The organism is Oceanobacillus sp. FSL W7-1293, from assembly GCF_037969815.1.
Classification (GTDB): Bacteria; Bacillota; Bacilli; order Bacillales; family Amphibacillaceae; genus Oceanobacillus; species Oceanobacillus oncorhynchi.
In genome coordinates, this window is the sequence record NZ_CP150212.1 from 4680513 (window position 1) to 4695859 (window position 15347).

Here is a 15347-nt window from a genome sequence, read left to right on the forward strand (position 1 = left end):
TTTATCCCTACACTAATGTCACATACGTGACTCTATAGTAAGTTAAATACACCCAGCTTCAATTCAGACATTTCATCCATGGAATACTTGATTCCTTCACGACCAGTCCCACTGTTTTTGACACCGCCATAGGGCATATGATCTACTCTATAAGATGGAATATCGTTAATAATCACCCCCCCAACTTCTAATTCATCTACCGCCTGATAAGCTTTTTCCAGTGAATCTGTAAACACGCCTGCTTGCAGTCCATACTGTGAATCATTTACCAATTGAATCGCTTCTTCCCACCTCTCGTATTTATTAATTACTACTACAGGGGCAAAAGCCTCTTCTTTTAGAACAGATGCATCTGAATCTATATTTGTTAGGATAGTAGGTTTGATTACAGAACCTGTTCTTTCTCCACCACGATATACATTTTCAACTCTGACTTCTTTTATCCAATGTTCTACTCTCTCTGCTTCTTTATCATGAATGAGTGCAGATACAACTGTATCTTCTTCTAATGGATCGCCTACTTTGATATTCTCCACCTCTTCAGCAAACGCTTCCAAAAAAGAATCATATAAATCAGTCTGAACATAGATTCTCTGTACAGAAATACAAGTTTGACCGGAGTAAGAAAATGCTCCCTGAGCACATTTCAAAGCAGCAGAACGAATATCCTTTGTCTTATCAATAACTACTGCTGAATTTGAACCCAATTCCAACGTCACTTTCTTCAACCCTGCTTTTTCCCGAATCCCCTTCCCTACTGGCACACTACCGGTAAAAGTAACCATTTTAATATCTTCGTGCGTTACTAGAAAATCACCCACTGTCTTCCCTGATCCAAAAATTAGATTTAGCGCTCCTTTGGGCAGCCCTGCTTCTTCAAAAATCTTTGCAGTCATAATAGCACTTAATGGTGTTTGAGAAGCTGGTTTTAAAACAACCGTGTTTCCCATAGCAAATGCAGGACCTAATTTATGAGCTACAAGATTAAACGGGAAATTAAATGGTGTAATTGCAGCAATTACTCCCAGTGGTTCTTTTTTAGTGAATCCAAATCTGCCATATCCATTTTTAGCTGCATCCATCGGAATAATTTCTCCAGCAATTTTTTTAGCTTCATCTGCTGCAAATTTATAAGTTTCAATTGTTCGTTGAATCTCTCCTCTTGCTGCCTGAATTGGTTTTGCATTTTCCCAAGCTAATATCTCAGCACATTCCTCCAGCTTTTCAGTAAAGATAATAGACACTCTTTCTAAAATATTGGATCTCTCTAAAAGTGAAAGCTTTCTCATACTGCCAGCAGCTGCTTTAGCGCTCTTGACAGCTTTTTCAGCGATTTCTTCATCGGCCAACGGTATTTTGGCAATTACACGTTTACTGTATGGAGCTACCAAATCATAATGTTCTGTTGCTTCTTTCCACTCACCATCTATAAGAAATCGATATTGTTTAACTTCCATTACTTCCACCCTTTCCTCCTTCATAAGCATCCTCATAAATACCAAGAATCTGGTCCGCATTTAACCGGTAAGGCGTATTAGACAACAATCTTTTAACCTGCAATGCCTGCTCAGCTAATTTAGGTAAATCCGCTTTCTCCACTCCCAATTCTTTTAAAGAAGTCGGTAGGTTCAAATCCTTCAACAGCTGTAATAAATAATGGACCACAGCTTCCAGTGCCTGGTGTTTAGAGCTTGTAAAATCGCCAATCTCTACAAAGGAAGCAACTCTAACCATATCGTCTGTACATGTTTTCCCAATCACTTTAAAGACGAAAGGCATTAATAGCGCATTGGCTACACCGTGTTCAATATGATACGTACCTCCCAATGGATAAGCCATTGCATGAACCGCTCCTACACCTGCGTTAGCTAAGGAGACACCTCCCAATAAACTTGCCCAGCTCATGCCTGTTCGCGCTTCTATGCTACTGCCGTTATGTACAGCATTTGTGATATGTTCTGCAAATAATTTCATTGATTTTTCGGAATAGATTCGTGTCTGCTCTGTAGCATTCGTCGAGATATACGATTCAATTGCATGTGTAAAAGCATCTACTCCAGAAGCTGCCGTCACTCTTGATGGACAGGAAAGGGTCAGCTCAGGATCTACGATAGCTGCATCAGGTAATAACGCAGGGCTGACGATTCCTCTTTTTACTCCTTCCGCTTCATCCCCAAAAATGGCATTTTTGGTCACCTCTGCACCTGTTCCAGATGTTGTTGGCAGTAGTATACAAGGTACAGTTCGATTTTCTATTGTTTTCTTTCCACTAAAGTAATTTTCCAGATCATGCTTATCCTGCAAGGCAGCACTCGCTTTTGCGACATCCAGCGCACTTCCTCCGCCAATTCCAATTACAAAATCAGCTTTAGATTGATTTAGTGTTTTAATTGTTGCTTCAACAAGTGAAAAGGTTGGTTCTCCTGCAATATCCGTCATTGTTTCTATTGGAGTTTCACACGCCTCCAATACTTTCTTCAATTCGTCTACTAATCCAGCTTTCTCCACACCTTTATCGCTGATAATAAATAGCTTGGAAGGGTTTTTGGATAGCACCTCATCTTTTATTGTTGCTAAAGCTCCTTCCCCGAAGCGAATAACACCTGGTACTTGAAAATCATTAAACTGCATCATATTTTCCTCTCCTTTATCCTTACTCATCACTACTTTTAACCTGTTTTCTCTTTTTATTGAATCCGCATTCAAAAATCACCAAACAGTCCACCCGCCATCCACAATCAGCGTTTGGCCCGTTACCATATCCGCTGCCTCGGATGCCAGAAATACAAATGCGCCAAATAAATCCTCCTCTTTTGCTAATCTTCCTAGAGGGATACGGCTTAACACATCTTTTTTAAAATCTGCATCATCCAGCATCTTTCTTGTCATTGGTGTTTCAATAAAGGTTGGCGCTACAGCATTGACATTTATATGATATGGAGCCCATTCAATCGATAAAGATTTTGTCAATTGTGTAATAGCCCCTTTGCTGGAAGCATATGCAGCCCGTTTATAATAACCTACAAAAGCCATTTGCGAAGAAACATTGATTATTTTTCCTTGCTCCGCAGCTTTCATGTATTTTCCTACAGCTTTACTTATAAAAAATACACTTTTTACATTTATATCAATAATCTGATCCCAGTCTTTTTCGGTAACTTCTTCCGCCTTCTTCGGTATATTTGTTCCAGCATTATTCACCAATATATCTATCTTTCCAAAATGATCATACACCTTCTCTACCACATTGGGAATACTATCAATATCTGTTAAGTCAACGGAAACTGGCAGAGCTTTCTGACCTGTGCTTTCAATCTCTTTGGCAACCTCTTTCAACCCTTCTTCATTCCTTGCCATTAAAGCAACATCAGCTCCATTTTGAGCTAACAACAAAGCAATACTTCTTCCAATTCCCTTGCTTGCTCCAGTAACAATGGCTGTTTTACCAGATAAATCAAAAAGCTCGTTTGCTTTATAACTAGCCATTTCTCTACCTCCTGAAATGTGCGATATTCTACTGATTGTTAACACCTGTTGTTTTACGAATAATTAGTTCTGGTTCTAACGTAATTTTATTTGGCTCGCTATTTGAATCGTCATTATTAATAAGTGATAATAATTTTTGAAGTGTTAGTATAGCCATCTCTTCTTTTCTTTGAGAAATAGTACTTAAGCCAATATAAGGATTACTCGCAATCTCAATATCATCAAAGCCGATGATAGAGATATCATATGGAATATGTCTTCCGCTTCTAGCAGCTGCATCCATGATTGCTAATGCCATTTGGTCCGTTGAAGCAAAAAACGCAGTCGGCATTTCTTTGTCCCTCATTAGATTCAATGCAAACTGAAAAACTTGTTCATAGATTACTTCTCCCTTATAAATCAGCGATTCATCATATTCTAAACCATTTTCTTGAAGTGCTTCTTTATACCCTTCGAAGCGTTGATAGAAAGTAGAATATATTGTAGGTCCAGAAATAAACGCTATTTTTCTATGCTTGTTTTCCACCAGATGGTTGACAGCTATCTTCGCACCTAATTTATTATCCACTTCTACATAATGACTTTCTTCAATACCGTAAATGCGCCGGTTATAAAAAATGATTGGAAATCCTTTATCGTAGAATTCTTTTACCTTTTGATTATCCATCCGGGCTGAGGCAACAATAATTCCATCTACTCTTTTTCCATTAAGCGTGTTAATTGCTCTTTCAAAACTATTTTCATCTGTTTCTGCATCGATGATAATGACTTCATAATCATATTTCTGAGCTTCCCGTAATATAATATGAGCTGTTTCCGCATAAAAAGAGTTTGAAATATCCTCCACAATAAGCCCAATCGTATTTGTTTTCTTGCTTGCAAGGCTTCTGGCAATCTCATCTGGGGAAAAACCTAACGTATTGATAGCATCATGCACTCTTTTTCTCGTTTCTTTTCTTACGTGCGGGTAATTATTTAGAACTCTTGAAACGGTAGTTTGTGAAACTTTTGCTAATTTTGCTACATCATAAGCACTCACTCTTCCCTTCAAAATATCATTTCACCTCTCTTGAATGCGGATTCAATTTATTGAAAGCGGATTCATTAAATTTGATTTCTTATAATTTATCACATGTTTCTGACTATTGCAACATGTTTTTTCGACATAATATATAAAAACTTTACTTTAAAAATTTTTAAACACACCGCACCCTTAAACATTTCGTCCACCCACAGGAAAAAAAGCGCACCAGCCAAGGGTACGCTTCTTCTTTCACTTTATCTATCAAACGTCACTTTTTCTTCCGTATCATTTAAAACAATAGATGACTCACTTGGTTTTGTATGAGCAATCACTTTTCCATCTCTGAAGGAATATGTCACTGTTGCCTGCTTGCGAACAGCATCATACTCATTATCAGCGGACAAGACGATGAAATTCGCCGGCTTGCCTGCTTCAATACCATATTTGTCTTCAATATGAAGTGTTTTTGCACTGTTTTGAGTAACCAGATCAATGGAATTAACAATTTGCTCATAGCCCATTAACTGGGATGCATGGATACCCATATGCAAGACCTGAAGCATGTTTCCCGTTCCCAGCGGATACCATGGATCAAAAATATCATCATGGCCAAAGCAGATATTCATTCCTGCTTCCTGCAATTCTTTGACCCGAGTTAAGCCGCGGCGTTTTGGATACGTGTCGAATCGGCCCTGAAGATGAATATTTACAAGCGGATTCGATACAAAATTGATATGAGACATCTTCAGCAGACGGAATAGCTTTGATGTATAGGCATCGTTATAAGAACCCATTGCTGTCGTGTGGCTCGCTGTTGTACGTTCGCCCCAGCCGCGCTCATAAGCTTCTTTTGCGACTACTTCTACAAAACGGGATTGCTCGTCGTCGATTTCATCACAATGAATATCTACTAATTTATCGTATTTCTCAGCAAGATCGAATGCGACTCTCATCGAATCGACGCCGTATTCTCTTGTGAATTCAAAATGCGGGATGCCGCCGACAACATCGGCTCCCATTTTCAGCGCTTCCTCCAAAAGCTCCTTTCCATTCGGGTAGGATAGAATTCCCTCCTGCGGGAAAGCAACCAGCTGGATATCTACATAAGGAGCCATTTCCTGTTTCACTTCCAGCATTGCTTTTAAGGCAGTCAGTTCCGGATCGGTCACATCCACATGCGTACGGACATGCTGGATGCCTTGAGCAATCTGCCATTTCAATGCTGTTTTGGATCTTTTTTTCACATCTTCTATGGTTAATGTTTCTTTACGTTCCGACCAGCGCTGGATTCCTTCAAATAACGTTCCGCTCTGATTCCATGCAGGCTCCCCTGCTGTTAATGTGGTATCTAAATGAATATGCGGTTCAATAAAAGGCGGGAGAACCAGCGCACCATGTACATCCATTACTTCTTTATCTTCAGATTGCGGCAGCTCCTGCGTTACCGCGTTAAATTTACCATTTTCTATAACGATGTGCCAAAGGCCATCTTTTCCTCTAAGTTTTGCATTTTTAATAATCACTGACTACCTCATCCTTCTCTTTTAATGGTACGGTGACCGTTTCCTTTTGAGACATTATTTTCATTCCGGCCACATAAATGATTGATGTTCCTAACAATGCATTGATTGGCGGAATTCCCGGCGCAAAATTAGCAACAGCGACCCCGCCTGCCCAGGCAATAATTGCTACCCAGTTTACAGATTTAAATGTCATTGTTTCAAAGGGTTCATATTTTCTGCGGCGGACCAGATAATAATCTGCTAATATGATTGCTCCAATCGATGGCAGTGCAGATCCCAGAACATTTAAGAATCCGACAAAATTATTGTATAACCACATGGCAGCAATTGTCCCGACAATTCCGTTGAACACAACGATTTTCTTCTTGGAAAACTTGGTGATGTTCGCAAATCCTAAACCAGACGCATACAGTGCACTATCATTGGTTGTCCAAATATTTAAGCCTAACACAATAATAGCAGGAATCATCAGTCCTTGTAAAAACATCACATCCGAAATATCTGCCATACCGAAAGCCATCGCGCCCACTGCTCCGAATAAAAACATCAATGAATTTCCAAGGAAGAAAGCAATAATATTTGCGGTTACTGCCGATTTCGCTGATTTTGCAAACCGGGCAAAATCAGGCGTAAGCGTTCCAGCGCTGATAAATGACCCTACACAAATCGTTAATGCCAGTCCTACACTGATTACCTGTGCGGGTTCATAAGCAAATAGTTCATGAATTCCGCCCATTGTATTTGCCGAGTTAACCATGGAGTAGCTTCCAAAAATAGCAATTGCCGGAACTGCAATAAATCCCAGCAGGGTTAAAGTTTTCATTCCAAAGATAGCCGAAACAGTCATCAATAAGCCAAAAACACCAATTAACAGATAGACATTTGCCCCTGTTGCTTTGGCAGCCGGAATAGCAAACATCGCCAGCCCCACTCCAAACCAGCACACTTGTGTAGAGGCAAGTAAAAAGGAGGTTAAATAAGAACCTTTTTCTCCAAACGCATAACGCGCTAATAAATGCGTAGATAATCCTGTTTTAGAAGCAATATAAGCTAAGGAACCTGTATAAAGCCCAAGAATCAGGTTACCAGCCAGTACGATCCAGATAAACGTAGAAAAAGAAAGCCCTGTTCCTAATGTTCCTCCAGACATCATACTCGCTGAGAAAAAGCTGAGCGACAGCATAACCGCTAAAATCTTCCAAAATCCATTTCGATGCGTCTGCGGCACCGGCTGCAATGAAAATTCTTTATCTGTTTGTGACATACCAATTCCTCCAATATCTTAAAATATAAGAAACTGGCACCGAAAAACTTGATTCTTTCGAGATTATAGACAAGAAAAAAGCTCCCTGTCCAATCCCTGACAAGAAGCTTTTCCTAAATAGCATACACTTGAATATACCTTTCCCAAAGGTACTCCACATGGTAGCTATTCTATTCGCGCTGTCCTTGTCAGCCTCTCTGGACTGATTTAAAGGTACCAGTATATTTATCAAAGTATATTATGGCATAAAATCGCCGGGTTGTCACCTTGGAAATATTGGCAAGATGTATTTATGGTATTCCGTACACGTCTCATCCAATGACTTGATGCTTATTTCCTAAACTTCGCCTCTCGTTCCATCACTACCCTATAATGATGCTCCTCATGAATCCGTAAAAGCTTCACCACTTGCATCACATTCGGGTAGTCAGGTACAGGATCCGGATACCTTATCCAGTAGCATTGTTCTTTGGTTAGAGATGCTACACATGTCTTCAGCTTTTCCGTCTCTTCTTCTAATAAACCTCGCAGCTCTGTAAGCGTGTATTCCCGCTTCATTTTCGGCTTCAAAATAAAGGGCACCTTCATTGTTTTTCCACTATATATATTAGACATATCATCCATATACCGCTTCACCTTGGGCCGGCGGACCTTCATATAAGCACGGGCGATAGGCAAGTAATAGACAGATGTTATCCGCGTCAGCTTCAGCAATAAATAGCAATGGTAAACCGCTTCTGCAACACTCCATTTATCAGGAACTGCTCTCGTGTGAATCGATGAGTTGAAAATTTCTGTATAGAAATAGTTATCGCGCATTGTCTGGAGTTCGTTAAAAAGAGGGGGGAGGTTTTTGTACATGGTTATCACCTAATTAGAGTTATATTTTGATGATTCCGGAAGTTGCTACTCTTCACTCTAACATAACTCCGCCTCTAACGCTCGACATCCCCCACGCCCCCAGCCATCGCCGCTACAATCTCCGCTTCCGTTGACATCGGGGTATCCCCAACAATCGTACACGCCAGCATACCAGCAGCCGCTGCAAATGCCACTGTTTTTTCCGGTGTAAAACCGGACAGTTCTCCGTGTAAAATACCGCTCGTATATGCATCTCCAGCACCAATACGGTCATACACAGAAAAGGTCAGCTTTTTCGAAAACACAAATTTCCCTTGCTTAAACAGATAGCCTTCTAAAGAATGCGTATTATCCGCATTGATCTCCCGGTGAGTACCTGCAATTACCGGAATACGAAACTGCTCCGCTGCTTTGGGAATAACATCCTGAAGCTGTTCTTTCCTTTCCGACTTCTTTGTTTCTATTCCTAAGATATACATCACATCTTTTTCATTCATCATCACGATATCTGCCAGCGAAAGCATCTCCTCATAATGCGGCTTGGCTGCTTCATAACCGCCTTCCCATAAAGAAGGACGATAATTACAGTCAAAGCAAATTTTTCCGCCTTTTTCTTTAACCTTTGCAGCCAGCTTTTTCATACTGGAACGGACTGTATCTGTCATCGCGAGGCTGATTCCGCAAAAATGAATAATGTCTGTATTGGCTGCAATCACATCCAGATTATAATCGGAAATATCTTCTGTATTAAATGTGCTTTCTAAGCGGTTGGTATACGTGACACGACTTGCACGCTGCCCAAAGCCATTTTCTAAAAAATACATTCCAATATATTTACCACCCCTTGCAATGAAATCCTGTTCTATTCCTAAGCGCTGCAGGAAGGAAATTGCTGCATCCCCCAGCGGGTTATCCGGTAATTTGGTAATCAGGTATCCCTTATGTCCCAGCTTTGTCATCGCCGAAGCAACATTTACACCGGTACCTGAAAAGGAATACTGTAAATGGCTGGCCTGCGAGAGTAATTCGTATCCTGGCACCTGCAAACGCATCATGACTTCGCCAAAAGCAACTATATTCCTACGCATCTTTATCAACCAATTCTTTGGTGATAGCCAGGAGCTTTCTAACATCTTCCTCATTCGTTTTTCCGGTCTCCTTATTAACAATAGATGAATAGACATGAGGAATGACTTTAGGTACGTTTGCTTCTAAGGCAATTTCTAAAATGGCAGCGAAATTAGCCAAATCAATGCCGCCTGTTGGTTCTAACGCAAAGCTTTCTTCCCCGCAGGCCTTGGCAACTGCACGGTATTCTTCTTCTGATTGTAACCCTTTCATAGGAAAATACTTCAATGCATTGCCGCCCATATCACGAACAAGTGCGATGGCAGCTTTCACTGGGACAATAGCGGTCTCACTGGCTTCTGCACTAATCGGACCCGTAGAAATATTGACATAGCCTGCTTTTCCCGTTGGCGATACAAGTGCATTGATCCAGCTGTCTTTTTCTCGCAAATTAGCACGTGTTGCTCCTACCGCAGGGAAAACCTGATTAATATGAGAACCCGAATAATAGTTGGCAATCTCCGCCACAACTGCCGCTTGTCGATTATCACCTGCACCTAAGCCAATGGAAACAGCATCCTCAATTGCTTCTCCATATTCCTTCATAGCTGCAACAGCTGCATCCACTGTCGGGTAGTCTTTGGAAAGCACGCCAACCAGCACATATCCCTCTGCTGCATCAAAGACTTCCTTCGCATTTTCCAAACCACTTGCTAATACATTTAATGCTACTCGATTTTTATAAAAGCGAGAATCCATATTCATTATTTATTTCCTCCTAAAATGGATTTTAATTCCGCTGCAATCACGTGAATGTCATCCCCCTGAAGCGGGCGGGGATCGATATCAAAGAACCCCTGGCGAATTCCATAATCCCGTGTGTAAATAGCTATATCGCCATGACGGAGTTTGTCATTTACCTCTTTAGCGGTGCACCCAGTTAAAGCAGCATCAATGTGGATCCGTGCTCTGAAAATAGCACGGCCTGCTTCATCCTGTACGGTACTTACCGTTACACCATCGATTGTATTTAATGACTGCAATTCATCTAAGCACTTTTTTTCAGCTTCACTATGATTTGTTTTCACAGCATATTCATCCAATGCCTGCAGCAGGCCAAAGGTTGTTTCCTTTCCTACCTTCATACTTCTTCCTATAAAATGCAGCTGTGTTTTAACCCACTCCACATATTTTTTCTTTCCGGCCACGATTCCAGATGTCGGTCCTTCGATGGCTTTCGAGCCGCTGTAAATCGCTAAATCTGAAAGCAGTACATATTTTTTCAAATCCTCTTCTGCAGCTGCGTCAATGATTAATGGTACATGGTTTTCCTGGGCAACATCCCAGGCTTCCTCCACAGAAATCATATTTTTCTGAACAGCATGATGTGATTTTATAAATAAAACAGCAGCTGTATTTTCATTGATTGCATCCGCTATATGCTCTTTTTTTCCTTCATTGGCGTAACCGGTTTCCACAAGCTTTCCTCCGCCAAGAGCAACCATGGTTTCCACTGGCGCGCCATACTGCACGTTATGTCCCTTCAGCATCACGATCTCATTTTTTTGGATTGCTTCCTGGTGCAGCTTAGCACTCTTTCTATGATTTCCTTCCGTTATCATCGCGGCGACAGAAAGCGCGATACCACTTGAAGCGGAATTAACAACAACAGCAGCTTCTGATTGAAGCAGTCCCGCAATATGTTTTCCTGCTTTATCCACTAAATCTGAGATTTCCACATAGTGCTGTCCCCCTGCTTTCATTGCCTCCATTACGGTATCCGAGGGAGCAGAAACACCTAAAATACTCATTCTTCCGCTTGCATTAATAACCCGCTTCAGCCCATACCTTGCATGCATGGTATTCACCATTGACCACCACTCCTTTTACCTCGATTTTCTGCTTCGCTTCCCGCTTTTCACCGTCTGAGTCCATCAAATCGATTGTCTCATCTTCTACGGAAAAAAGGGTAATATTTGCAATATCCCCTTTTGTGATACGGCCAAGCTCAGGTTTATTTAACCATGCTGCCGCATCCACTGTTACTCCATTTATAACTTCTTTCAGAGAGTAGCCTAAGCATAAGAACTTATTTAAAACATTTGCCATACTATACACTGGCCCGTGCAGCCGGTTTTTCCGATATATATCTGTACTGATGGTGTGGAAATGAATCCCATATTCCTTTGCCTGTTCCGCTGTTTTAAAAGAAAAGCTTGCATTTCCATGACCGACATCTAAATGAATCCCGCGTTTTATTGCTTTTAAAAAAGCAGGCAGCGGTTTGCCCGTTTCATCAAATAAATTATTCGCCTTCCCGTTTAAGAAATGTGTCATGACATCTTTTTTCTTCAGTAAACCTAATACATCGTTAATATCTGGAGGGCCGGAGCCGATATGAACCATCAATGGCAGCTTCGTTTCTTTAGAAAATTCACGTGCAACTTTTAACGGTTCTATATCGTTTTGACCTACTACGCTGCTGCTGATTCTCGCTTTTAGTCCGACGATAAAATCTTTATTTTCCTTCACAGCTTGTTTTAATTCTTCTTTATTTAATAAAGATAAGTCCGATAATTCATCTACTCTCTCTAAACCAATTCGAGAAATATTCAGGAAAGCGAATACATTTGTTTTCGCCTGTTGAGCACGCTTAACTAATTCATGCACTCGGTCAGCTCCAGTACTTCCCGCATCAACAATGGTCGTGACTCCTGTTTTATAGCCTATTTCGTCAATATCATCTCCATAGGGCTCAAATTCTGGAAAGGCATGTACGTGCATATCAATCCAGCCGCTGGAAGCATAAGTTTCCTCTTGATAATCAATTACTTTTTCGCCAGCTCCCATTCCTGGTAACGCAATATCCACAATTTTTCTATTCTCTATTACAATATCTGCCGAGGTCCCATCCAGCATTTTTATATTCCGCAGAACGACATTGTCTGCCATTTCCATCATCCCTTTGGTCAGCGTCCATCTCATCATAATCTTGAATAAATCCTAACGCAACCTGATTATTTAACTCTATATAAAATAGATTAGCATTGATTTTTGCATTAGTAAACATAAGGTTATAATGTTTAAACGAAAAGAAGAACTTTTATTTATAAGTAACCAAGTTAACCCAGACCTTAATACATCGTTAAAAGCCAGTTCTCGCCAAACAAAGCAAGGACTGGCTATTCCTTAATCTAACAATCTATCACTTATCTCCATACACATTCAAAATAGCCTTCGTTAAAATATCCACTCCTGTTTGAAGCGCATCTTTATCAAAGGTCATGTTAGGGTGGTGTAAACCAGGCCCTAAATTACAGCCCAAGCCCAGCATCGTGGCTTTCAATTCCGGCTTCTTCACCGTATAAAAATGAAAATCATCTCCGCCTGGCGTCAGGAGCGGCTCTACCACATTTTCTTCACCCAATACGTCTGTAATTGCTGTGCGCATAAAGCTCGTTGCTTCTTCACTTGTTTCAGCTGCAGGTACACCATGATAGTTAGTCACATCAATATCTATATCATACAGATTCCGTACAGACTCTAAAATACCGTCGACTTTCTTCGCAAGCAGATCCATCACTTCATTGGATTGCGCACGTAAATCCAAGCTGAATGAGGCGTTCCCCGGGATAATATTCGAGCTTTTCGCCCCCGCCTGGAATTTCGTCATTTTCGCCGAGTGCGGAACTCTTGGATCCATATGGATTTGACCCAGCATATTGACGATTTGCATGCCAATTTCAATCGCATTATCGTTCAGATGCGGACGTGCCCCATGCGCATCCTCCCCTTTAATGACCGCTTCATATGTTTTCGTTGCACCGTGCACAATCACAGGAGCAGCCTGCCCTGCATCAACTTCTTGTTTTGGTCTGAGGTGAACACCGAATAAATAATCGACGTCTTCTACCACTTTTTCTTCCACCATTTTCAGTGCACCGCTGCCTTCTTCTTCTGCGGGCTGATAAATAAATTTAATCGCAACCTTACCTTTAATGTCAGGCATCTGCTGCAATGTCCATAGGACGCCCAATACCATCGACATATGCGCATCATGACCGCAGGAATGGTTTGGCTGGAATTCACCGTTCACTTCCTGCCATAACGCATCCATATCTGCACGGACACCAATTACCGGCAGACCTTTGTCAAAGCTGCCAAACTTTCCGATGACACCCGTATGGTCTGGAAATGTGATTGTTTCACACCCGGCTTCTTCTAATTTTTCTTTAATATATTTCGTAGTCTCTACTTCTTCCCAGCTGATTTCAGCATGTGTGTGTAAATGTTGAAAAACTTCTGACACACTTTTTTCTATATTTTTTCCCATTTGTCTTCTCCATCCTTCATCTAGTAAGCTCTTTTTCTACGCACGAAGGTCATCCATTCATATACAACTGCTTTCCGACAGGCCCTATTTTTGACAAGATAAGCAAGCAGCAGCCTTCTATTAAAAGTATTCTTAATTATTTTATATTGCTTTGAAGTATAAACTCTTATATAATCAATTTCAAGTTTAAGATTTTCAAAGAAAGAAGGCTTCTTCTATGTCACAGCAAGTAAAAACAAAGCAAAAAAAGAAATTTCAGCTTCCAGATGCATATGTTATATTGTTTGTCATTCTATTGCTTGCCGCAATCCTTACATATATCATTCCAGCCGGGAGTTACGAACGAGAAACAACGGAAGATGGAATGGATGTCATTGTTCCAGACAGCTATAGTCAAATCGACCAGCAGCCTGTTAGCTTGATTGATTTATTTAGCTCGATTCAAGAAGGATTGATTGGCGGTGCCGGACTAATTTTTCTTGTATTGACAATTGGCGGAACTTTCGCTGTTATTGAAAAAACAGGTGCGATTGACAGCATGATCATGAAAACCATTAAACGGACACAAAACCGCGAATGGCTCTTAATTTTAATGGTCGCTGCACTCTTTTCTGTTTTTGGAGGATTGGGAATTATCGCTAACTCCTCCATTGCTTTTATTCCAATTGGAATTATCCTGGCTAGAGCTATGAGAATGGACGCCATTGTCGGTGTATCAATTATTTACTTAGGAGCTTACTCCGGATTTGCAGTTGGATTCCTGGATCCGCAAACAACAGGGTTTGCACAGCAGATAGCACAGATTCCATTATTTTCTGGTCTATCTTTAAGATTAGTTCTCTATGTCATTATTGTTGGTGCAACCATTGCTTACATCATTTGGTATGCCAACCGCGTTAAAAATGACCCGCAAAAAAGTATTCTGAGTGATAATCCCTTCCCGAAGCTGGAAGAAAAATCCATGGACGATGTAGATGAAAAATTAACATCTACACAGCTCACTGTATTACTTGTTCTGGTAGCCGGTATTGCTATTTATGTTTATGGTGTTTTCCAATTAGATTGGGACATCAATGAAATGGCAGGGATTTTCGTTGCTTTAGCAATTCTTACCGCTCTTATTTCAAAAATGGGCGCTAACCAAATGGTAGAAGAGTTTTTAAACGGTGCGAAAAGAGTATTATACGGTGCTTTAATTATCGGAATGGCTCGTTCGATTGTAGTTGTTTTGGAAAATGGACAAGTACTGGATACAGTCGTACATAGTATGGCTGTTGTTTTAGAACCGTTTTCCAGTGTCATGGGTGCCATAGCTATGTTTATCGGAAATGGGCTGTTCAACCTTGTTGTTACTTCTGGTAGTGGACAAGCTGCCATTGTCATGCCAATCATGACACCACTTGCCGATTTAATGGATATCCCGCGTCAGGTTGCTGTTCAAGCCTACACGCTTGGAGATGGCTTTACTAATATTATTACACCGTTATCCGGTGTTTTAATGGCCAATTTAGCCATCGCCGGTATTCCTTGGACGAAGTGGCTAAAAATTTGCCCTGCCGCTTGTGGGGATTTGGTATGTTATTGGTACGATCTTTATTGTGATTACTGTTTTGATTAATTGGGGACCGGTGTGATAGCTTGAATAAATAGGATAGGAGGCTGTTTTAGCAGACTTCCTTTTATTTAAACGGAAGAGATGTTAGATTTAAAATCCAGCATCTCTTTTTTGTTTATCCCTTCTTTATCTTCCTCCGCCCCCTTCCGAGCCTCATCAGACAAAAGATTTTT

The 15347-nt window shown here is 40.8% G+C and carries 13 protein-coding genes; 1 reads left to right on the forward strand and 12 read right to left on the reverse strand.

The window, feature by feature from the left end; all coding sequences use genetic code 11:
- Positions 1–32: 32 nt before the first annotated feature.
- The 12 genes from MKY65_RS22405 to MKY65_RS22460 form a co-directional block, all read right to left on the reverse strand.
- On the reverse strand, positions 33–1481 hold the full coding sequence (locus MKY65_RS22405) for an aldehyde dehydrogenase family protein (RefSeq protein WP_256705350.1): 1449 nt from the start codon (positions 1479–1481) through the stop codon (positions 33–35).
- The gene (locus MKY65_RS22410; RefSeq protein ID WP_339180959.1) at positions 1447–2634 is read right to left on the reverse strand and encodes an iron-containing alcohol dehydrogenase; all 1188 of its coding nucleotides are present in this window, start codon (positions 2632–2634) and stop codon (positions 1447–1449) included. The genes MKY65_RS22405 and MKY65_RS22410 overlap by 35 nt, the downstream gene beginning before the upstream one ends.
- A 75-nt stretch (positions 2635–2709) precedes the next feature.
- The gene (locus MKY65_RS22415; RefSeq protein ID WP_339180962.1) at positions 2710–3486 is read right to left on the reverse strand and encodes a glucose 1-dehydrogenase; all 777 of its coding nucleotides are present in this window, start codon (positions 3484–3486) and stop codon (positions 2710–2712) included.
- A 28-nt stretch (positions 3487–3514) separates the two neighbouring features.
- Positions 3515–4537 (reverse strand): LacI family DNA-binding transcriptional regulator, encoded by a 1023-nt coding sequence (locus tag MKY65_RS22420; RefSeq protein WP_339180965.1) that lies wholly within the window; start codon positions 4535–4537, stop codon positions 3515–3517.
- 227 nt (positions 4538–4764) lie between these two features.
- The gene (locus MKY65_RS22425; RefSeq protein WP_339180966.1) at positions 4765–6033 is read right to left on the reverse strand and encodes a cytosine deaminase; all 1269 of its coding nucleotides are present in this window, start codon (positions 6031–6033) and stop codon (positions 4765–4767) included.
- Entirely contained in the window at positions 6023–7297 is a 1275-nt protein-coding gene (gene codB, locus MKY65_RS22430) for a cytosine permease (RefSeq protein ID WP_339180969.1), read from the reverse strand. Before codB ends, MKY65_RS22425 begins: the two co-directional genes overlap by 11 nt.
- 330 nt (positions 7298–7627) lie before the next feature.
- A complete protein-coding gene (locus MKY65_RS22435; RefSeq protein ID WP_339180971.1) occupies positions 7628–8116 on the reverse strand; it encodes a DinB family protein in 489 nt (162 codons plus the stop codon).
- A 116-nt stretch (positions 8117–8232) separates the two neighbouring features.
- A complete protein-coding gene (locus tag MKY65_RS22440; protein ID WP_339180972.1) occupies positions 8233–9246 on the reverse strand; it encodes a sugar kinase in 1014 nt (337 codons plus the stop codon).
- Positions 9239–9994: a KDGP aldolase family protein gene (locus tag MKY65_RS22445; protein ID WP_339185348.1), complete on the reverse strand. Its 756-nt coding sequence runs from the start codon at positions 9992–9994 to the stop codon at positions 9239–9241. Before MKY65_RS22445 ends, MKY65_RS22440 begins: the two co-directional genes overlap by 8 nt.
- Entirely contained in the window at positions 9991–11097 is a 1107-nt protein-coding gene (locus MKY65_RS22450; RefSeq protein WP_339180973.1) for a DgaE family pyridoxal phosphate-dependent ammonia lyase, read from the reverse strand. Before MKY65_RS22450 ends, MKY65_RS22445 begins: the two co-directional genes overlap by 4 nt.
- Positions 11051–12178, reverse strand: a complete 1128-nt coding sequence (locus tag MKY65_RS22455; RefSeq protein WP_339185349.1) for an amidohydrolase/deacetylase family metallohydrolase — start codon at positions 12176–12178, stop codon at positions 11051–11053. The genes MKY65_RS22450 and MKY65_RS22455 overlap by 47 nt, the downstream gene beginning before the upstream one ends.
- 253 nt (positions 12179–12431) lie before the next feature.
- Positions 12432–13559 (reverse strand): M20 peptidase aminoacylase family protein, encoded by a 1128-nt coding sequence (locus MKY65_RS22460; protein ID WP_339180975.1) that lies wholly within the window; start codon positions 13557–13559, stop codon positions 12432–12434.
- Positions 13560–13776: 217 nt separating this feature from the next.
- On the opposite strand from MKY65_RS22460, the gene MKY65_RS22465 reads away from it, so the two are divergent.
- The gene (locus MKY65_RS22465; RefSeq protein ID WP_339180976.1) at positions 13777–15177 is read left to right on the forward strand and encodes an AbgT family transporter; all 1401 of its coding nucleotides are present in this window, start codon (positions 13777–13779) and stop codon (positions 15175–15177) included.
- The last annotated feature ends 170 nt before the right edge of the window (positions 15178–15347 follow it).

What these genes read in the sequence shown, in the direction of transcription:
- MKY65_RS22435 (WP_339180971.1), bottom strand. Translation starts at nt 8,116, where the DNA reads ATGCGCGATAACTATTTCTATACAGAAATTTTCAACTCATCGATTCAC.
- MKY65_RS22460 (WP_339180975.1), bottom strand. Translation starts at nt 13,559, where the DNA reads ATGGGAAAAAATATAGAAAAAAGTGTGTCAGAAGTTTTTCAACATTTA.
- MKY65_RS22465 (WP_339180976.1), top strand. Translation starts at nt 13,777, where the DNA reads ATGTCACAGCAAGTAAAAACAAAGCAAAAAAAGAAATTTCAGCTTCCA.
- MKY65_RS22450 (WP_339180973.1), bottom strand. Translation starts at nt 11,097, where the DNA reads ATGGTGAATACCATGCATGCAAGGTATGGGCTGAAGCGGGTTATTAAT.
- MKY65_RS22410 (WP_339180959.1), bottom strand. Translation starts at nt 2,634, where the DNA reads ATGATGCAGTTTAATGATTTTCAAGTACCAGGTGTTATTCGCTTCGGG.
- MKY65_RS22440 (WP_339180972.1), bottom strand. Translation starts at nt 9,246, where the DNA reads ATGCGTAGGAATATAGTTGCTTTTGGCGAAGTCATGATGCGTTTGCAG.
- codB (WP_339180969.1), bottom strand. Translation starts at nt 7,297, where the DNA reads ATGTCACAAACAGATAAAGAATTTTCATTGCAGCCGGTGCCGCAGACG.
- MKY65_RS22405 (WP_256705350.1), bottom strand. Translation starts at nt 1,481, where the DNA reads ATGAAGGAGGAAAGGGTGGAAGTAATGGAAGTTAAACAATATCGATTT.
- MKY65_RS22415 (WP_339180962.1), bottom strand. Translation starts at nt 3,486, where the DNA reads ATGGCTAGTTATAAAGCAAACGAGCTTTTTGATTTATCTGGTAAAACA.
- MKY65_RS22455 (WP_339185349.1), bottom strand. Translation starts at nt 12,178, where the DNA reads ATGGCAGACAATGTCGTTCTGCGGAATATAAAAATGCTGGATGGGACC.